We start from the raw sequence: 18325 nt of genomic DNA, 5'->3' as shown, positions 1-18325 counted from the left end.
TGTCCGGCGTTTGAGGACGAGGCCGTTCAGGCCGATAAAGCGGGGGTCTGGGGGCGGCAGCCCCCAGGGATGGGACGGGTAGGGGCGGCGGGGGCGAGGAAAAGGTTCTACTCGACGACGATCTCGACCGGGATGTTGCCACGGGTCGCGTTGGAGTACGGGCACACCTGGTGGGCCTGGTCCACCAGCTTGCGACCGGTCGCGGCGTCGACCGACTCCGGCAGCTCCACACGCAGCGTGACGGCCAGCGCAAAGCCCTCACCCTGCTTGCCGATGCCGACCTCGGCAGTCACCGCGGCGTCACTGACGTCGACCTTCGCCGCCCGCCCGACAAGACCGAGCGCGCTGGCGAAGCAAGCGGAGTAACCCGCGGCGAACAGCTGCTCCGGATTCGTGCCCTGCCCGTTGCCACCCATCTCCGCCGGTATCCCGAGCTGCAGGTCGAGCCGCCCGTCGGAGCTGTAGGCCCGGCCCTCACGGCCGTGGGTGGCGGTGGCGACAGCGGTGTAGAGCGCATCCATGGAAACCATCCCTCTCAAGGTCGAAGTCGTGTCGGCGGGCCTTGATCCGGCCGCCTCACGACCACAAGTAGAGCACACAACTCAATTGTGCACAACTGAATGGCGTACTGGAGGTACCCTGGAGGCATGACCACGACGCCCGCCCCGGACCCAGCCGTACGCGACTCGGTGCGCGGTCCCGTACCCGACTCGGTACGCGGTCCCGTGCGCGATGACGACTTCCTCCGCCTCGACCAGCAGATCTGCTTCTCTCTGAACGCCGCCTCGCGCGCCTTCGGCGGCGTGTACCGGATCGTCCTGAAGGACTTGGGGCTCACCTACCCCCAGTACCTGGTCATGCTCGTGCTGTGGGAACACGGCGAGCTGCCCGTGAAGAAGCTGGGCGAACACCTGCGGCTCGACTCGGGCACGCTCTCGCCGCTGTTGAAGCGACTGGAGGCGGCCGGCCTCGTACGGCGCGAACGCAGTGCGCAGGACGAGCGCTCTGTCGTGGTCCGTCTCACGGACGAGGGCACGGCCCTGCGCGAGCAGGCGCTTCGCGTGCCACGCCGGATCGCCGCCGCGACGGGCTTCGACCTGGACGAGATCCTCGAACTGCGGGCCCGGCTCGACAAGCTCACGGGCGCACTGGACGCGGCGGCGCTGGAGGAGACACCGGGCTGCGCGTAGCCACATCCCCCGCTCATCACCCCGCCGGCTGCCTGCGCACGTACAGCCGCAGAATCGAACCCTTCCGCACGAACTCCGCCCGCGGCATGAACTCCTCGCCCACCACGGCGAGTTTGACCCGCTCGGTCGCGTCCTTCGGATACCAGGCCGACCGCAGCGCGTACGGCTCGGCCACCACCCATACGCGGTCGAGCCCGCCAAGCCTGCGGCGCAGCTCGTCGGGGCCGGTCTCGCGCCCGTAGAGCGTCCCGGAGACGGGCCCGGGCTCCCGCAGCGCGATGTCCCTCGTGCCCTGGAACCCCTTCGGGTACGCCAGCGCCGAGCGCCTGCCGACCGACGGGAGGAAGAGCACGGGGTCACCGGGGCGCATCCGTTGGGCGGCCGCGGCGGAGACCGCGGCGAGGTTGTCGGGGCGGTGGCCGGGGTCGCGATCCGCGCGAAGGACGGGGAGCTGCGAGACGAAGGCAACGCTGATGGCCAGCACGCCGAGCAGCGTGGAGGCATGCCGCATCCGCAAGCCCCGTACGAGAGCCGGAGCGCTCCGCGCCAGAACGCTCTGAGCTCTGTGAGCCAGGGGAGTGAGTTGACCGCCGTGGCCGCGCATCGGGAGGCGTACACGGCTCACAGCCGTGATCAGCCGCTCCGCCCCCGCCGCCGCCAGCAGCGGCGCCCCCGCGAGCGCGTACAGCACATAGCGGTCGTCGTACAGCGGCCAGTGGCGCGAGACCGCGATGAGGGCCGCGGGCGGGAGGAGGAGCAGCGGGAGGGCGACCGCGGGGAGGGAGAGTTCGCCGCGGCGGGTGAGCGGGGCGCGCAGGGCCAGGGCGATGAGGAGCAGGTACGGGCCCAGGACGAGCTGGGTCGGGCCCGTGAAGGAGCGCAGGAGGTGTTCCACGGTGTCGCCTCGCGGGGGCCGGAGCCAGGCGACCTGGCCCGCCTGGTCGCTGGAGATCAGGGCCAGCGGGAGCAGTACCAGGAGGACGGCGCCCGCGGCGCATGCCCAGTAGCGCCACACCCGGCGGGGCATCCCCGCGAGGGCGAGGGTGGCGGCGTGCGCGAGCAGGATCAGTACCGCAAGTTCGTGGAGCAGGGCGGTGACGGCGACGGCCCCTCCGTACGCGTACCAGTCGGCCACGCGCGCGTGCCGAGCGATACGGCCCACGCGCGCGTGCCCCTCATCGACACCCCCATCCACCTCCTCGTCCACGTGCACGCCCACGCGCGCGTGCCGCCCGGCGGAACCGGCGGCCACCGCCCGCACGAGCAGCAGCGTCGACCCCGCGGCCCCGGCGGCGACCAGCGCGTACGAGCGTCCCTCCTGCGCGAAGTGCCCGGCCATCGGCGTCACGGCGTACAGCAGGCCCGCCCACAGGCCCACCCTCGGGCGGGCGAGCCGTGCCCCGAGGGCCGCGACGAGGCCCGCTGTCGCGGCGGCCGCGCAGAGCGAGGGGAGGCGGAGGGCGACCTCTCCGGGGTGAACGGCGAGGACGGGGTGCATGAGGAGGTAGTAGAAGCCGTGCACCGCGTCCACCGAGTGGAGCAGTTGCCAGATCTGCGGAAGTGAGCGCCGCGCCACCTGGAAGGTGACCGCCTCGTCACGCCACATCCCGCCGCGGTCGATGCCCCACAGACCGATCGCGAACATGACGAGTACGGGCACGAGTACGGCTACGGCGACGGCGACCGGGGCGCGGACGGGAGCGGGACCGGGACCGGGAGAGGGACTGAGAGAGGGACTGGGAGCGGCAACCTGCGGGTGCGTGACCACCATGCTCAGATTTTGTGCTATTGGCCGACCTTTATTGGCTATTGATGCCTAATCATCCGCTATCAACCCTCTTGCGGCTTACGATCCTCCGAGTGAAGCCAGTGAAGCCCCGGACGCAGTCCTGGACGAATCCCCGCCTCCTCCCCCTCGCCGTCACCTGGCCGGCCACCCGCGCCCTCATGCTCTGGCTGCTCTCCCGGGACGACCGTGCCCTACTGGGCGTCGGCGGCGTCGGGCGCGAGGTGCACGAGTTGTACGCCCGCTGGTACGGCGTGCTGGTCCAAGGCACGTTCCCGTCGGGCGACCGGTTGTGGCAGTACCCGCCGGGCGCGGGCCCGGTCCTGCTGTCCCCGGCACTGCTGCCGGGGCTGACGTACTTCCAGGCGTTCGTGGTCCTCACGCTCGCCGCCGACGCCCTGATTACCCTCGCCCTCACGCGCGCGGGCACCCGGACGGGCCGCAGTCTGCGCGGCGCCGCCCTCTGGACGGCGGGCCTCCCACTCCTCCTGCACATCCCGCTCGCGCGCTACGACGTGCAGGTCACCGCCCTTGCTGTCATCTCCTTGTTGACGTTGTCGCGCTCCACGCGCGCGTGCGGTGCGTTCGCCGCGCTGGGCGCTCTCGTGAAGGTGTGGCCCGCGCTGACGCTGATCGGCACCCCCAGGGGACGTACGACCAGGGAGACGTGGACCTCGGCGGCCGTCACCGCGGGCGCGCTCCTGCTCGCCCTGGCCGCGCTCTTCCGCGACCCCTTCGACTTCCTGCGCCAACAGAGCGGCCGGGGTGTGCAGATCGAGTCGCTCGGCGGCACGGTCCTCTCGTTCGCGCGACACGCCGGCTGGCCGGGGCGGGTGCGCTACCGGTACGGGGCGATGGAGTTCACCGGGCCGTACGTCACCGGGATCGCCGCGGTGTCGCTCGCGCTCACCGTCGCCGCCTTCGGCGCCCTGCTGCTGTGGCGGCTGCGGGCGCGCCGCTGGACGCCGGCGACTCCGTACGACGCCGCGCTCAGCGCCGTGCTCCTGTTCACCGTGACGAGCCGGGTGATCAGTCCGCAGTACCTGGTGTGGCTGCTCGGTCTGGCCGCCGTGTGCCTGACCTCTCGGCACACCACGCAGCGCCCGGTGGCCGCGCTGATCACGGCGGCCGCCGCGGCCAGCGCCCTCGCGTACCCCGTCCTGTACGCGGACGTCATCGCCTGCACCTGGACGGGCTCCCTGCTGATGCTCGTCCGCAACGGTCTGCTGGTGGCCGCCGCGACCCTCTCCTTCCGCCGCCTGTGGACCGCCGGGCTTCCGGCCGCTCCCGATCTTCCGGAAAACAGTGCCCTCGGACGGAACCCTCACACAATTCCCGTCATCTTCCCCACGAGACAGTAAGTACCTCTTAACGGAAAATTACCCTCACTACCTACTATTCCGCCCCGTGGAAGCCATGCGAGCCATGCGAGCCCAGCAAGCCATTCATCCTCACCAGTCACAGGTGTGCGTCGTCGTCATCGGGTACGACGACGCCGCCCATGTGGCGGACGCGGTGCGCTCGGCGCTCGCACAGGGGCCCGCCGTCCGCGAGGTGGTCGCCGTGGACGACTGCTCGACCGACGGCAGCGCGGATCTCCTGGACCGCCTCGCCCTCGACGAACCGCGTCTGAAGGTCGTCCGCCGCAAGGTCAACAGCGGCGGCTGCGGCAGCCCCCGCAACGACGGGATCGACGCCGCCACGGCTCCGTACGTGATGTTCCTGGACAGCGACGACGTACTGCCGCCGGGCGCGGTGGACGCGCTGCTGGACGCGGCCGCCGGGCGCGCCGCCGAGGTCGCGGCCGGTCTGTGCGTCCGCCGCGAGCTGCCCTCCGGCCGCGAGGTCCCCTGGCAGCCCGAGCTGTACACGAAGTCCGCCCTGGTGACCCGCCCTTCGCGACGCACGCGCCTCGTCCACGACACCCTCTGCGTCAACAAGCTCTACCGCACCGACTTCCTGCGCGAGCACGGCATCCGCTTCCCCGAAGGGCGCTTCCCCTACGAGGACTTCGTCTTCACCGCGCGCGTGCTCGCCGCCGGGCCGCGCATCGCGCTGATCCCGGACACGGTGTACGTCTGGCACGTGCGCCGGAGCGCCGAGCGCCTGTCGATCTCGCTGGACCGTGCGGACGTCGACAACTGGCGGTCCAGGATCGCCGCCCACGCCCTCTCGTACGACATCCTCCTCGCCGCCGGGGAGAAGCGGCTGGCGCGGGCCGCCCGCGCGAGGTTCCTCGACCACGGGCTGCGGATGTACGCGCGCGAGCTCGATCTGCGCGGCGCCGAGTACCGGCGTCAGTGGTGGGCCCTCACGCGCGCGTACCTCGCGACGTTCGACGCGGGCGACTTCGCGCTCGCCCCGGCGCCGGGGCGGGTCGTCGCCCAGGTCGTGATGGCCTCCGAGGAGCCGCGCGACCTGACCCGTATCAAGGAGGTCGCGGCGCGACCGGCCCGGCTGCGGCCGCCGTACGCGCGGCTCGCGGACGGTACTCCGGTCTGGTCCGCCGACCTGCCCCAAGTCACCCTGGAACACCTCCTGTTCCGGCCTGTCAGCCTCCTCCCTGTGGCGGTCGACGCGGAACTGCGGCCACGCGCGCGTGCCACCCGGCTGCGGCTGCGCCTGCACGAGCTGTACGGGCGGATGGCGGACGCGGCACCGGCGGCCGTGGACGCCGAGTTCGTGAACCGGCAGGACGGGACCGTCGGGCTCACGGTGACGGCGGCTTTCCTGCCGGACGACGCCGACGCGTCGGACGACAGCTCCGACGTCGGCTCCGGGACCAACTCCTGGACGGCCGAGGCGCCGCTCGACCTCGCGGCGCTCGGCTCCGGCACCTGGGACCTTCGCCTCCACGTCCGCTTCCACGACGGCACGAGCCGCGAGACGACCGCCCACGCGGTCGCGGGCCCGGGCCTGCTGCGCCGGTCCGTCGTGCCGAACGGCCGGCACGGCGTACTGCTCGTCCAGCCGTACGCGACCCACGCGGGCGCGCTCGCGCTGCGCCTCGCGCCCGGTTGGCGAGGAATGACCGCTGTGGTACGCCGCAGGGTGAAGCGTTTGCTTCACTGACATTTGCTTCACTGACTCTGGTACGCGACCACTGTCCACGCATCCGCACCACCATCACCTCCGCACCACCATCACCGACACACGAGGGGACGGCCGTACATGACCTGGCTGATCACCGGCGGCGCCGGCTACATCGGGGCGCACGTCGTCCGCGCGATGACCGAGGCGGGCGAGCGGGCCGTGGTGTACGACGACCTGTCCACCGGGATCGCCGAGCGCGTCCCCGACGGGGTGCCGCTGGTCGTCGGCTCGACCCTGGACGGGGAGCGGGTGACCCGGGCTCTCACGGAGCACTCCGTCACCGGTGTCGTGCACCTGGCGGCGAAAAAGCAGGTGGGCGAGTCGGTGGAGCTGCCGCTGCACTACTACCGCGAGAACGTCGAGGGCCTGCGGGTGCTGCTGCAGGCGGTCACGACCGCCGCGGTGCCGTCCTTCGTGTTCTCGTCGTCCGCGGCGGTGTACGGCATGCCGGATGTCGGCCTCGTGACCGAGGAGACGCCCTGTGTGCCCATGAGCCCGTACGGCGAGACCAAGCTCGCGGGTGAGTGGCTGGCCCGCGCCACGGGCCGCGCACACGGCCTCTCCACGGCCTCCCTGCGCTACTTCAACGTGGCGGGCGCGGCGACACCGGAACTGGCCGACGTGGGCGTCTTCAACCTCGTCCCGATGGTCTTCGAGAAGCTCACGGAGGGCGCGCCGCCGCGCATCTTCGGCGACGACTACGACACGCCCGACGGCACGTGCGTACGCGACTACATCCACGTGGTGGATCTGGCGGAGGCCCACGTCGCCGCGGCCCGCCGGCTCGCCGCGGCCCCCGGCACGGACCTGACCCTCAACATCGGCCGTGGGGAGGGGGTTTCGGTCCGCGAGATGATCGACCTGATCAACGAGATCACGGGGTACGACCTCCCACCGGTCGTCACCCCCCGCCGCCCCGGCGACCCGGCCCGCGTCGTCGCCTCCGCCGACCGCATCGCCGCGGAACTGGCCTGGAAGGCCAAGCACGATGTCCGCGACATGATCACGTCGGCGTGGGAGGGGTGGCTGCGGCTGCACCCGGGGGCGCGGCGGGGCTGAGCGCTCCGCCAGAGGCACGGCTGTCAGAACACGTTGAGTCCGATCCGGCCGAGGATGACGCCGGTCTGCTCGCCGTAGATGAAGAGGACCACGACAGCGGCGAGGATCAGGGCGCCGACGGCGAGGCTCCAGGTGCGGCGGATGTTCATGAGGGCTGCCTTTCTTTCACGGTTTCGGGCGCGGGTTCGGGCGCAGGTCCGGGCACAGGCTCGGGCCGTGTCGCGCTTCCGACGGCCAGGACGGTGTCGCAGCGGTCGCGGACCGCGTCATTGTGGGTGGCGATGACGACGGCGCAGCCGTCCTCGCTCATCGTGCGGAGGATGCCGACGACCATGGCGGTGTTGTCGTGGTCGAGGGCGCCGGTCGGTTCGTCGGCCAGGACGAGGGCGGGCTGCTTGACGATGAGGCGGGCCAGCGCGACGCGCTGCTGCTCCCCGCCGCTGAGCCGGTGGACGTGCTCCTTCTCCCGTCCCGCCAGTCCGACCCGCTCCAGGGCCGCGGCCACGGTCGGAGCGTCCTTCCTCGCGCGTCGCGGTTTCATGGCGACCTCGAGATTGGCGGCGACGGTCGCGTTCTCGATCAGTGCGTAGTTCTGGAACAGGTAGCCGAGGACGTCGCGCCGGTAGTGCCGGGCGGCGCGCGGGCCGAAGCCGGTGATGTCCCGGCCCTCGTGGCGGATCGCGCCGGAGCTCGCCTCGTCGAGGAGGCCGAGGCAGTTGAGCAACGTCGACTTGCCTGAGCCGCTCGGGCCGGTCAGCGCGAGCATCTCACCGCGCGCCACGGTGAAGCCGAGACCGGACCAGAGGGTGCGCGGGCCGAAGGACTTGGACAGGCTTTCGATCTCGATCACGCGGCAGCTCCTGCGGAACGGGTGGACCAGTGGGGAGTCACGACTCGGTTGCCCCTTCCTTGACGATCCGGCGATGGAACGCGACAAGGGCCAGGAGCACCGCTGCCACTTCGATGGCGACGAGCCCGCCGGTGACGCCGAGGTCGAGCCCGGTGATCTCGACGGGTGCGCGGGGCGGAGGGATACCGAGGGCTTCGTACCTCTCCAGATCCTGGTTCTGCTGCCACACCTGGAAGGGCACCCACCCGGCGAGGAGCACGGCCAGGATCCCTTCGAGTGCCAGGACGGGGCGGTGCGTGGCCGTGAACGTCCAGCCGCTGATGTGCCGGGCGAAGATCACCTGCGAGTTCTTGCGGGAGTGGACGATACAGACGCCTACTCCGGTGATGAGGAGTACCGCCACGGCCACCGCCAGGTTGAACACCTGCAGCCGGAAGTCTCCGACGAGATCGCGCAGTTCGAGCGCGGCGTTCTGCCCGACGGGGGTCATGCCGGTGACGTACGTCTCGAGGTGATGCTTCTTGATACCTGCCGCGACGTCGTCCGGGTCGTGGAAGACGACGCTCTCCTGAGAGGCGTAGGCGGTGTATCCCTTGTCGCTCAGGAACGGCGATCCGTTGGGGAAGACGATGATGACGGGGTCCGTGACGAAGGACTCGTCCGCTCCCGGGTTCGCGTCGGCGTGCGACTGGCCCCTGGGGTTGTACGTGAAGACGCGCTGGCCGTCCTTCGAGCGCAGCGTCTTCACCTGTGCGGGACGGATGATGTCCGGATTGCTCGGATTCAGCAGGCCAGGGACCAGGTCGTCGAGACGGTCGGCGTACCGGGCGAGGCCGGCGGGGATCAGGAGCCGCACCTGGTCGCGGTCCGCCGCGGTCGGGTCGAGGCGCCGCCCTGACGTGTCGAGGACGGGCTGCTCGGCGAGGAAGGACTCGTTGACGATCAGCAGGTCGCCCTGCGGCACGCCTTCCCGGGGTGCCGACCGCTGGAGGTCCCGGTGCCCCGCGACGACGATCTCCCCGTCCGCGTCCGCCCGGCGGAGCCAGTTGCCCACCTTCTTGTCCAGGGCGCGCAGCGAGTCGTCGCTGCCCAGGCTGCCGTTGAGGGCGATCGAGGTGGTGTCGCCGGCCTTCGCGTACCCCTCGAGGCTCTTCTCCCGGGTCAGGACGTCCTGGCCGGCGAGGACGACGGCGGTGGCGATGCTGAGCGCGAGGAGCAGCGCGGGGATCCTCACGAGATAGGCGCTCAACGACGCGGCCCTCGCGGGCAGCTCACCCTTCAGGGCCCGCAGCACATCGGTCTGGAACGTCAGCCCGAGCATGGCCGCGTGCGTCACGAGGGCGATGAGGCTCAGCGCGGCGGCGATGCCGAGAGCGAGCAGGGAGAACCGGCCGATCCAGGCCAGCCCGTTGTAGAGGCCGAGCAGCAGCAGGGTCACGGAGGCGACCGCGGCGAACGCGACCGACCAGAACACCGCCAGTTGCCGCATGTCCCGCAGCAGGATCTGCCCGAACGACCTTCCCTGGAGCCGCAGCACCCCGTAGGCCTTCGCGTTGAGCATGACGCCCGCCCCGGTCATCGTCACGATGGCGAGCGCGACGACGAGGAACGAGCGGTGCAGGGCGCTGCCCGAGTAGACCGGGACCAGTTCGGCGGCCGACTGCGGATGGTGGACCGCGGCGCGCAGACCGAGATCGGTGAACGTCCGGGTCAGCGAGGCGACGGCCTGATCCGAGCCGAACACGTAGTAGAAGCCGCGCGGATCGCGCTGTCCGAGCTCGGCGACGGGGTGTACGTCGGTGCGGTAGCCGCGGTTGAACGCGGGATAGCCGTCCTTCAGCCAGTCGGAACGCGGACCGCCGGGGGCGAGGTAGAGGTGCCGACGGCTGTACGGCTCCTTGAGGTCCGGGACCTCGCGTGCGACGGTCGCCCGGTGGTCTTCCGCGAACTCCGCGACCGCACGGGCCACCTGCGAGCCGCTGGTCGAGCCGTCGGAGTCCGTCACCCAGACGATGGCGGAGTGCCCCAGCACCCAGTCCTCGTCGAGGCTCCGTAGAAACAGGAAGGCGAGAACCGCGGAGAACGCCAGCACGACGGCGTGAACGAACTTGATACCTCGATGCAGCATCGATTGCCTAGATCAGGGCACTTCTGGAGCGCGACTCATGAGACCGGACACGTGCCGAGCGGTCCACCCGCGGAGAGGAAGATCCATCGGCTCTCCCGCGGGCGGAACACTCATCGCTGTGAGGCCGGGCCGTACGGCCCGGCCTCGGGTCAGCAGGTGGTTTTGTAGTAGGACTCGTTGCCGCTCAGCTTGACCTCGGCCTGGGTGATGGACCACGAGCCCTTGGCGGCCTCGTCACTGTCGATCGTCTTCCCGACGGAGGTCGAGCCGTGGCACTTGTCCTTGTGGTAGTAGTCCGACCACACGGTGGCAGTACCGGCACCGTAGTCCCAAGTGCCGCCGCCCACCTGCTTGATGGTCGCCAGCGCCGGAGTCGCACCGGCCACAATGAGGATTCCGGCGGCCGCCGCGACCTTCAGACTGCGCTTGACCTTCACTGAAGTCATCCTTCCTTCACACGGACATGATCATGAAGACAGTGTCAGGGGCATGATCATTTGTCAACGCGGCTTTTTGCAGGCGCACTTGGCCGGAGAACAGCGAAGTGCGCCGCACAGGAAGTACACGACGTACGCGAAGTAAGCGGAGTACGCGAAGTAAGCGCCGACCGACACGCTCAGCGCGGGCGGGGCGAGGTGACCCGGGTCCCACTCCCGGTCCCGGACCCGGACCCGGACGACGAGGCCCCCGGCGACTCGCTCAGCCGGCGTGCGCCCTTCGACGGGCAGGCCGGGGCGGAGAGGTCTCGGGGGCCGGTGAGCTCACGGGGCCGACGGAGCGGTCGGCGCGGTGGCCCTGGGGGCGAAAACACACTCGCCGCGGGCCGGACGTTGTCCTGGGCCGCGGCGAGGGCGTGCTGACGGGACCCGTCAGAGCTTGTCCATGCGGGTGTAGGGGCTGACGATACGGGCCTGGCGGGAGCCGAAGTCGACGAGCATCGCAATGCCCTCCTCGACGCCGACAATCCTGCCCAGGCCGAACTGGTCGTGCGTAACACGGTCACCCAGGGCGAAGTGCTTGGCGACCGGGACAACCGGAGCTTTGAAGGGACTGGTGGACAGGTGGCGCCGGGGCGCGGATGGCTTCGTCATCGTCACTCCAGTATGCGCCCCCGAGGGCCTCGAAAGTGAGGCCCGGATGACAACGATCCGGCCGCTGCCCCTTCAGGAGCGCGGGACTGTGACATTTACGGCTCCGCCGCGACGGGGGTCCCCCCGCTCGAACGAAGCCGAGAATGGGGGGACGACCAGCCCACGTCAGCCCAGACGTGACGCACCGGCCCACGCCCCCTTACCGACCTTGAGCGCCACCCCTTACAGGCCTTGGGCGCTATCCCTTACAGGCCTTGGGCGCCGCGCCGCCCCTTACAACGCCTTGAGCGCCACCGCCGTGGCCCGGGCCAGGCTCTCCAGGTACCCCTTCGGCAGCTTCGGGCTGCGGATCACCACGGAGCGCCAGTACAGCGGCCCGGAGATCAGGTCGAGGGCCAGCTCGTCGTCGATGCCCATACGGACCTCGCCGCGGGCCTCCGCGGCGGCGACGATGCCGCTTGCGACCCCCTCCTGCCCCTCCCGCAGGGCCTTCTGCATGGCCTCCGCGATCTCCGGGTTTCGGGCGGCCTCGGCCTGCAGGTCGGGGATGATCTGCGAGGCGACAGGGTGACGCAGGGCACGTGACGTGACCTCGTACAGCAGCCGCAGGTCGCCCTCCAGGGTGCCCGTGTCCGGCGCCGGAAGCCCCTGCACCGCGATCGCCGACACCAGGTCGAGCACCAGGTGCAGCTTGGAACGCCACCGGCGGTAGACCGCGGTCTTGCCGACGCCCGCGCGGCGCGCGATCCCCTCGATGGACATCCGCGCGTACCCGACCGCCGCGAGTTCTTCGAAGACGGCCGCCCGGATGGCCTCCGTCACATCCTCCCGGAGCACCGCCGCCCCGGCGGGAGCCCTGCGGCGCGGTTGCTGCGGTCCCTGTGGGGTCCCGTCGGCGTTCGTCGTCATGCGGAACAGCATAGGGGCGTTACGACGAAACGGTTGCGTTCCGACGTGGAGTCGGCCTACGCTCACGTTACGACGATACGGTCCCGTTCCGACGTAAAGACGGTCCCAGGTCGGTCCCAGGTACGGGTAAAGACGGGCCCGTCCCGTCGTAAAAGAAGCGTTCGCACCCCTCCCCCCGAGCGAAAGCAGCGGATGTGAGTCAGGTCCTCCACACACCGCCTCCGGCGTCGGCACAGACGCCGGCCGCCCTGCCCGACGACCCCGCGGCGCTCGCCGCCCGCCACGGCCTCACGATCAGCGGCGCCCGCCCCTCCCTGCCCGCGTACGTCCGCCAGCTGTGGGCGCGGCGGCACTTCATCACGGCGTTCGCGACGGCCAAGCTCACCGCCCAGTACAGCCAGGCGAAGCTCGGCCAGGTCTGGCAGGTGGCCACGCCCCTGCTGAACGCGGCGGTCTACTACTTCGTCTTCGGCGTTCTGATGGGCACGAGCCGCGGCGTGCCGGACTACGTCCCGTTCCTGGTCACCGGCGTCTTCGTGTGGACATTCACACAGAGCTCCATCATGGCGGGCACCCGGGCCATCTCCGGCAGCCTCGGCCTCGTCCGCGCCCTGCACTTCCCGCGGGCCGCGCTCCCGGTGTCGTACGCGCTGCAACAGCTCCAGCAGCTGCTGTTCTCGATGGCCGCGCTGATCGTGATCCTGCTCTGCTTCGGCGTGCCCGTCAGCGCGTCCTGGCTGCTGGCCGCGCCCGCACTGGCACTTCAGTTCACGTTCAACGCGGGCGTGGCGATGATCGTGGCCCGGCTGGGCGCGAAGACGCCGGACATCGCACAGCTGATGCCGTTCGTGCTGCGCACCTGGATGTACGTCTCGGGTGTCATGTGGAGCATCGACAGGGTGCTCAGCGCTCACCAGGACATGCCGCACGCCGTGCTGGTCGCCCTGGAGTGCAACCCGGCCGCCGTCTACATCGACCTCATGCGGTTCGCGCTGATCGACACCTTCCACGCGAGCCAGCTGCCCCACCACGTGTGGGCACTCGCTGTCGGCTGGGCGCTGCTCGCCGGCATCGGCGGGTTCATCTACTTCTGGAAGGCTGAGGAGACGTACGGCCGTGGCTGAAACCAGGAACGAACTCGTCCCCACCGTCGTCGCCGACCGCGTCGACATCGTCTACCGGGTCAACGGCACCGGTGCCGGGCGGGGCAGCGCCACCGCCGCGCTCAACCGCATCCTGCGCGGGAAGAAGGCCGAGCAGGCGGCGGGGGTGCGCAAGGTGCACGCCGTGAAGGGGGTTTCCTTCACGGCGTACCGGGGGGAGGCGATCGGGCTGATCGGCACGAACGGTTCGGGCAAGTCCACGTTGCTCAAGGCCGTTGCCGGGCTGCTGCCGGTGGAGCGCGGGCGGATTTACACGGACGGTCAGCCTTCGCTTCTCGGGGTGAACGCGGCGTTGATGAACGACCTGACCGGTGAGCGCAATGTGTATCTCGGGGGGCTCGCCATGGGGATGTCCCGTGAGCAGGTGCGGGATCGGTATCAGGAGATCGTCGACTTCTCCGGCATCAACGAGAAGGGCGACTTCATTACCTTGCCGATGCGGACTTACTCGTCCGGTATGGCGGCGCGGCTTCGGTTTTCCATTGCCGCGGCCAAGGATCATGATGTGTTGATGATCGACGAGGCTCTGGCCACGGGGGATCGCTCCTTTCAGAAGCGGTCTGAGGCTCGGATTCGGGAGTTGCGCAAGCATGCCGGGACGGTGTTTTTGGTGAGCCATAACAACAAGTCGATCCGGGATACGTGTGATCGGGTGTTGTGGCTCGAGCGGGGGGAGCTTCGCTTGGATGGGGGTACTGAGGATGTGCTGAAGGAGTATGAGAAGTTCACCGGGGGCGGGGGGAAGGGGTAGACGGTACGGTTTCGTCTGCGGGTTGGTGGGGGCTGGTCGCGCAGTTCCCCGCGCCCCTAAAGGGGCGCCCTCAGCGCCCCTCGAAATCTGCGCCCCAAGTCTCAGCGTTTCAAGAATTCAAACAAGTCCTCCCATTTCTTCACTATCTCCTCCGTCGTGTAGCGCTGGATATTGGTTCTCGCTGTCTCGCCCATCCTGTCTCGTAGCTCTTTGTCGGACATCAGCGTGTCGAGGCGGCGGGCCAGCTCACCCGTGTTGCCCAGGGTGGCGAGCAGGCCGTCCTCGCCGTCGTGGACTATTTCGTGGACGCCGGGGGCGCAGTCGAAGGCGGCGCAGGGGACGGCGGTTGCCATGGCTTCCATGAGGGCCAGGGGGAAGCCCTCGCCCCGGGAGGACTGGACGAAGACGGAGCCGCCGCGGAGGGCGCCGGGGACGTCGCTCGTGCGGCCCATCCAGTCGACGGAGCCGTCGAGGCCGAGAGCCGTGCACTGCTTCTTCAGGATCTCCTCGTCCTCACCGGAGCCGTAGATCCGCAGGCGCCAGTCGGGATGGCGCGGTGCGACCTCCGCCCAGGTGTCGAGGAGCATGTCTATGCCCTTCTGGTCGTGCAGTCGGCCGATGCTGACGACCACCTTCTCGGTGCGCGGCGACGGTATGTCGGGCATGAACGGGAGCGGGTTCGGCATGAACGAGGCGTTGTTCAGGCCCTGCCCGATCCACAGGTCGGCGTCCTCGCGGGTCAGCGCCAGCATGCGGTCGACGTCCTTGTAGTGCTTCTGCACCCGCTGGAAGCGTGAGGACGCCTTCGAGTACTCGAAGGACTCGTGGCTCATCCCGATCACGGTCAGACCCCGCGTGTCGGCCTGCGCCACCCACTCCATGGCCCACACCTGCGTGACGATCACGACAGCGCCGGGCCGCGTCGCCCGGAACAGCGCGGTCAGCTTCGTGGCCTGCTCGCGCATGCTCGCCTCGCGCGCGCGGCCGGGACGCGGCGGCTGTCCGGCGTACAACGTGGTCATCGGGTACGGGACTTCGCCGAGCTCCTGGACGACCTCGGGCGGAGTGATGCCGACGACATGGACGCGATGCCCGCACCCGGTGAGGAGCCGGGCCATCTGATGCGACCAACTGGTCACGCCGCCCAGCTCGTTGACGCTGTTGGAGACGAAGAATATGTCCCGGAGGATATCCCGCTGCGGGCCCGTACTCATGGCTGTCATCCACGCCTCCATTGCGCGAAGAACTGATCGACGATGCTCTGGGCGGCGTTCCCCTTGTCGTATTCGCCGAACTCCGCCACGAAGCCCTCCCGCGCCTCCGCGTACTTCACGGCCTGCTCGTCGAGTGAGGCGAGGGCCGTGTGGAGTTCCTCCTCGGTGCGTACGACCGGTCCCGGTGCCCGTTCGAGGAGATCGAAGTAGGTCCCGCGTCCTTCGTGCACGTACTCCTCGTAGTCGTACGCGAAGAAGAACATCGGCCGGCCGAGGAGCGCGTAGTCGAACATCACGGACGAGTAGTCAGTGATCAGCCCGTCGGCGAGGGCGAGCAGCGGGGTCACGTCGTGGTGTGCCGATACGTCGATGACGCGGCCGCGCACGGACGGCGGGAGCACGACGTGGTTGAGGTAGTGCGAGCGCACGAGGAGGACGTACCGGTCGCCGAACTCGTCGGCGAACCGCTCCACGTCGAAGGGCAGCTCGAACCGTCGCTGTCTGCCGCCGTGCTGGCGGAACGTGGGGGCGTACAGCAGCACGGCCTTGTCGTCCGGGATCCCCAACTCGGCGGCGAGCGCCCCGCGTTCGCGAAGGCCTGTTTCCTCTTCTCTCCGCTTGGCCTGCACCAGTGCGTCATTGCGGGGGTAGCCCACCCGCAGCAGGGTCTTCTCCTTGAGGCGGAAGGCCCGGGCGAGGGTGCGTACATCGTGCTCGGAGCGGATCAGGAACCGGTCGAAGCGATCGAGGGTGCGCTGCTGTTCCGCCTGCTCGGGCCTGGGCCTGAGCTTCCACGCCGGCTCGTCGAAGCCCATCCGCTTGAGCGCCGAGCCGTGCCAGGTCTGGATGTAGGTCGTCTCCGGCCGCTTGGTGAGCTTCAGCGGATAGCTCTGGTTGTCGACCCAGAACTCGGCCTGGGCCAGCGCCTTCAGATAGGGCAGCGACCAGCGGCGTACGAGGGTGGCGTCCGGCGGAAACCCGGTGGGGCTGCCGGTGTAGGACCACACCGCCTCGAACTCCAGCCCCTGCCGCCGCATCTCCTCATAGATCGCCCTCGGGCTGTCGCTGTACTGCCGGCCCAGGTGACTTTCGAAGACGACGAGGCCCTTCTTCAGGGGCAGCCGGCTGAACGCCTCGTGGTAGAGCCGGAGTTTGGTGTCGCCGGAGGTGAGCTTCCTGCGCACCTCCTTCGCCTTCCGGTAGCCGGACTTGGCGAACCGGCCGGGCGCACCCCGCACACCCCGCTCGACGAGCGCGTCCACCTTCTCGCGGGTGACGATCCGGAAGGAGAGGTGGCCGCGTGAGGAGATCTCGGGCGTGACATGGTCGGCGACCAGCCGGGTGAGCCGGGGCCGGACGGGCAACTGCCCGGCGGCCAGGCCGGGTTCGGAGGCGGTGAGGCGGGTGGTGGTGCGTACGCCGTCGACGTCGAGGTGCAGCCGTACGTCCCACACCGCGTCCACGATGCCCAGCGGCCGCAGCCCGCGCGCGAGGTCGGCCGCCGCCTCCCAGGCGACGGCCTCGCCCTCGTGCCGCAGGGTGGCCACCGGGAAGCGGAAGGTCTGGAAGCGCACGCCCTTGCGGCGGGCGGCGAACTCCAGCTCACCGGTCAGCCGCCCGCCGGGCGGAATGACGCCGAGGGGATTGGTGATGCGCCCCGCCAGCCGGACGGTGCCGGCCGCTTCCTCGTACCCGGTCAGCACATTGCGCAGGAACATCTTCTCGACGGGCTTGACGTGATAGCCCAGCTCGGTGACATCGAGGACGTGCCGGGCGAAGCCGTCGGGGTCGTCGGGGTCGTCGTCCAGATGCTCGGCGCACCAGTAGATCCGGCCGTCGCGCTCCACCAGCGGTGCGGAGATCTTGTCGCGGTTCGTGAGCGTGTCCACGGCCGGCAGCAGGTTGTCCCAGTCGCTCTTCTGCAGCAGATAGGCGCAGATGGCGTGGATGGGCTCCACCTCGTCGAAGGCCGTGCGGTCGATGGACTCCAGGTAGTCGCGGGCGATCGCCGCGAACTCCTGCCGGTACGTGGCGTCCCGGAAGGGCAGCTCGCGCAGATGCAGCACCAGGTCGTGCTTGAGGAACTTGACGTCCTTGTGGAACTTGAGCTCCAGCAACCCCTTGTCGGCGAGGAGTTGATCGACGCGGCGGTGGATCTCCATCCGGTGCGTGAAGTTGGCGATCTCGGCGCGCCGGTTGCTGATCGACTTCGTCGTGGCCTTGTCGACGACGTGCCAGTCGTACACGCGGTTCGGGATCAGGGTGATGCGGCGGGCGGCGGCGTACGCCTGTGCGGAGAAGAGAAGGTCCTCGTAGTGAATCCCGACCGGGAATTCGAGCCCCTGCTCGACGAGGAACTCCCTGCGATAGCACTTGTTCGTCGACAGCGTGTCGAAGACCAGCAGGTCGGGCAGCTCGGAGATCGACTCCAGGGTGCGGGTGCGCGCGTACAGCCAGGGATACCACTTGACCTCCTTGCCGTTGCGCGAGTCCACGTGGACCCGTACGCACAGCCCGGAGACGAGGTCGGCGCCGGTCGTCTCGGCCGCCTCCAGCATGTTCCGGCAGGCGTTGCGCTCCAGTACGTCGTCACTGTCGAGGAAGAGGACGTATGTGCCGCGGGCCTGGGTTATACCGTGGTTGCGGGGAGCTCCGCACCCGCCGCTGTTCTCGTCGAGCTGGAAGGCCCGTACGCGGTCCGGGTGCTCGGCGGCCAGCCGGCGTGCCACTCCGTACGACCCGTCCGTGCTCCGGTCGTCCACGATCACGACCTCGACGTTCCGCAGTGTCTGCTCCAGCACGGAGCGCACGGCTGTGGGCAGCCGTGTCTCGTCGTTGTAGACGATCACGACGACGGATACGTCCGGTGGCTCGGCGGCGCGGCGAAGCAGATCCTCGTTCATCCCATTAATCCTAAGTGTCCCTAGCTGGACCCTGTACGGGGTGTAGGCCGCTTGGGGGCCACTTAGGTAGATGTCGATCGAGGTGTTCGGGTTGCGTTTCTTCGCCCCCGCCGCCCCTACCCGTCCCATCCTTCTGGGGCTCCGCCCCAGACCCCGTCGGGGGCCAGCCCCCGAACCCCCGCTCCTCA

Annotated in this window: 16 protein-coding genes; 6 read left to right on the top strand and 10 right to left on the bottom strand. The window is 69.7% G+C overall.

Features of this window, described 5'->3' with window-relative positions:
• Nucleotides 1-107: 107 nt before the first annotated feature.
• Nucleotides 108-521, bottom strand: coding sequence for an organic hydroperoxide resistance protein (locus tag GAS53_RS52025; protein WP_151484830.1), 414 nt, complete (start codon nucleotides 519-521; stop codon nucleotides 108-110).
• A gap of 126 nt (nucleotides 522-647) precedes the next feature.
• Between GAS53_RS52025 and GAS53_RS52020 the strand changes: the two genes are divergently transcribed.
• Entirely contained in the window at nucleotides 648-1190 is a 543-nt protein-coding gene (locus GAS53_RS52020) for a MarR family winged helix-turn-helix transcriptional regulator (RefSeq protein WP_151484829.1), read from the top strand.
• 16 nt (nucleotides 1191-1206) lie between these two features.
• Here the strand turns inward: GAS53_RS52020 and GAS53_RS52015 are convergent, their stop codons facing one another.
• Nucleotides 1207-2835, bottom strand: coding sequence for a glycosyltransferase family 39 protein (locus GAS53_RS52015; RefSeq protein WP_151484832.1), 1629 nt, complete (start codon nucleotides 2833-2835; stop codon nucleotides 1207-1209).
• A 302-nt stretch (nucleotides 2836-3137) separates the two neighbouring features.
• Between GAS53_RS52015 and GAS53_RS52010 the strand changes: the two genes are divergently transcribed.
• The 3 genes from GAS53_RS52010 (at nucleotide 3138) to galE (ending at nucleotide 7128) form a co-directional block, all read left to right on the top strand.
• Entirely contained in the window at nucleotides 3138-4337 is a 1200-nt protein-coding gene (locus tag GAS53_RS52010; RefSeq protein ID WP_225859663.1) for a glycosyltransferase family 87 protein, read from the top strand.
• Nucleotides 4338-4401: 64 nt separating this feature from the next.
• Entirely contained in the window at nucleotides 4402-6048 is a 1647-nt protein-coding gene (locus GAS53_RS52005) for a glycosyltransferase family 2 protein (RefSeq protein ID WP_225859662.1), read from the top strand.
• A gap of 99 nt (nucleotides 6049-6147) precedes the next feature.
• Entirely contained in the window at nucleotides 6148-7128 is a 981-nt protein-coding gene (galE, locus tag GAS53_RS52000) for a UDP-glucose 4-epimerase GalE (RefSeq protein WP_151484827.1), read from the top strand.
• Between the two features lie 23 nt (nucleotides 7129-7151).
• Here galE and GAS53_RS57900 read toward each other — a convergent pair whose 3' ends face one another.
• The 6 genes from GAS53_RS57900 to GAS53_RS51975 form a co-directional block, all read right to left on the bottom strand.
• A complete protein-coding gene (locus GAS53_RS57900) occupies nucleotides 7152-7277 on the bottom strand; it encodes a hypothetical protein (RefSeq protein WP_263974256.1) in 126 nt (41 codons plus the stop codon).
• On the bottom strand, nucleotides 7274-7978 hold the full coding sequence (locus tag GAS53_RS51995; RefSeq protein ID WP_151484826.1) for an ABC transporter ATP-binding protein: 705 nt from the start codon (nucleotides 7976-7978) through the stop codon (nucleotides 7274-7276). The genes GAS53_RS57900 and GAS53_RS51995 overlap by 4 nt, the downstream gene beginning before the upstream one ends.
• 37 nt (nucleotides 7979-8015) lie before the next feature.
• Complete coding sequence (locus tag GAS53_RS51990; RefSeq protein WP_151484825.1) at nucleotides 8016-10106, bottom strand: bacteriocin-associated integral membrane family protein; 2091 nt, start codon at nucleotides 10104-10106, stop codon at nucleotides 8016-8018.
• Nucleotides 10107-10255: 149 nt separating this feature from the next.
• Nucleotides 10256-10552, bottom strand: coding sequence for a lactococcin 972 family bacteriocin (locus GAS53_RS51985; protein WP_151484824.1), 297 nt, complete (start codon nucleotides 10550-10552; stop codon nucleotides 10256-10258).
• 423 nt (nucleotides 10553-10975) lie between these two features.
• Nucleotides 10976-11197: a hypothetical protein gene (locus GAS53_RS51980; protein ID WP_055517933.1), complete on the bottom strand. Its 222-nt coding sequence runs from the start codon at nucleotides 11195-11197 to the stop codon at nucleotides 10976-10978.
• A gap of 273 nt (nucleotides 11198-11470) precedes the next feature.
• Entirely contained in the window at nucleotides 11471-12106 is a 636-nt protein-coding gene (locus tag GAS53_RS51975; RefSeq protein ID WP_404829438.1) for a TetR/AcrR family transcriptional regulator, read from the bottom strand.
• Between the two features lie 194 nt (nucleotides 12107-12300).
• Between GAS53_RS51975 and GAS53_RS51970 the strand changes: the two genes are divergently transcribed.
• Complete coding sequence (locus tag GAS53_RS51970) at nucleotides 12301-13230, top strand: ABC transporter permease (protein WP_151484822.1); 930 nt, start codon at nucleotides 12301-12303, stop codon at nucleotides 13228-13230.
• Entirely contained in the window at nucleotides 13223-14020 is a 798-nt protein-coding gene (locus GAS53_RS51965; RefSeq protein ID WP_151484821.1) for an ABC transporter ATP-binding protein, read from the top strand. Before GAS53_RS51970 ends, GAS53_RS51965 begins: the two co-directional genes overlap by 8 nt.
• Nucleotides 14021-14121: 101 nt before the next feature.
• On the opposite strand, the gene GAS53_RS51960 is transcribed toward GAS53_RS51965, so the two are convergent.
• Nucleotides 14122-15243, bottom strand: coding sequence for a glycosyltransferase (locus GAS53_RS51960; RefSeq protein WP_151484820.1), 1122 nt, complete (start codon nucleotides 15241-15243; stop codon nucleotides 14122-14124).
• Nucleotides 15240-18137: a bifunctional glycosyltransferase/CDP-glycerol:glycerophosphate glycerophosphotransferase gene (locus GAS53_RS51955; protein WP_151484819.1), complete on the bottom strand. Its 2898-nt coding sequence runs from the start codon at nucleotides 18135-18137 to the stop codon at nucleotides 15240-15242. The genes GAS53_RS51960 and GAS53_RS51955 overlap by 4 nt, the downstream gene beginning before the upstream one ends.
• Nucleotides 18138-18325 lie beyond the last annotated feature (188 nt).

The organism is Streptomyces albicerus, assembly GCF_008905045.1.
GTDB lineage: Bacteria > Actinomycetota > Actinomycetes > Streptomycetales > Streptomycetaceae > Streptomyces > Streptomyces albicerus.
The sequence above is the reverse complement of the archived record's forward strand: the minus strand, read 5'-3'. Positions and strand labels throughout refer to the sequence as shown.

What these genes read in the sequence shown, in the direction of transcription:
- GAS53_RS51955 (WP_151484819.1), bottom strand. Translation starts at nt 18,137, where the DNA reads ATGAACGAGGATCTGCTTCGCCGCGCCGCCGAGCCACCGGACGTATCC.
- GAS53_RS52010 (WP_225859663.1), top strand. Translation starts at nt 3,138, where the DNA reads ATGCTCTGGCTGCTCTCCCGGGACGACCGTGCCCTACTGGGCGTCGGC.
- GAS53_RS51980 (WP_055517933.1), bottom strand. Translation starts at nt 11,197, where the DNA reads ATGACGAAGCCATCCGCGCCCCGGCGCCACCTGTCCACCAGTCCCTTC.
- GAS53_RS51985 (WP_151484824.1), bottom strand. Translation starts at nt 10,552, where the DNA reads ATGACTTCAGTGAAGGTCAAGCGCAGTCTGAAGGTCGCGGCGGCCGCC.
- GAS53_RS52015 (WP_151484832.1), bottom strand. Translation starts at nt 2,835, where the DNA reads ATGTTCGCGATCGGTCTGTGGGGCATCGACCGCGGCGGGATGTGGCGT.
- GAS53_RS51975 (WP_404829438.1), bottom strand. Translation starts at nt 12,106, where the DNA reads ATGACGACGAACGCCGACGGGACCCCACAGGGACCGCAGCAACCGCGC.
- GAS53_RS51960 (WP_151484820.1), bottom strand. Translation starts at nt 15,243, where the DNA reads ATGACAGCCATGAGTACGGGCCCGCAGCGGGATATCCTCCGGGACATA.
- GAS53_RS51990 (WP_151484825.1), bottom strand. Translation starts at nt 10,106, where the DNA reads ATGCTGCATCGAGGTATCAAGTTCGTTCACGCCGTCGTGCTGGCGTTC.
- GAS53_RS52025 (WP_151484830.1), bottom strand. Translation starts at nt 521, where the DNA reads ATGGATGCGCTCTACACCGCTGTCGCCACCGCCACCCACGGCCGTGAG.
- galE (WP_151484827.1), top strand. Translation starts at nt 6,148, where the DNA reads ATGACCTGGCTGATCACCGGCGGCGCCGGCTACATCGGGGCGCACGTC.
- GAS53_RS57900 (WP_263974256.1), bottom strand. Translation starts at nt 7,277, where the DNA reads ATGAACATCCGCCGCACCTGGAGCCTCGCCGTCGGCGCCCTGATCCTC.
- GAS53_RS52020 (WP_151484829.1), top strand. Translation starts at nt 648, where the DNA reads ATGACCACGACGCCCGCCCCGGACCCAGCCGTACGCGACTCGGTGCGC.
- GAS53_RS52005 (WP_225859662.1), top strand. Translation starts at nt 4,402, where the DNA reads ATGCGAGCCCAGCAAGCCATTCATCCTCACCAGTCACAGGTGTGCGTC.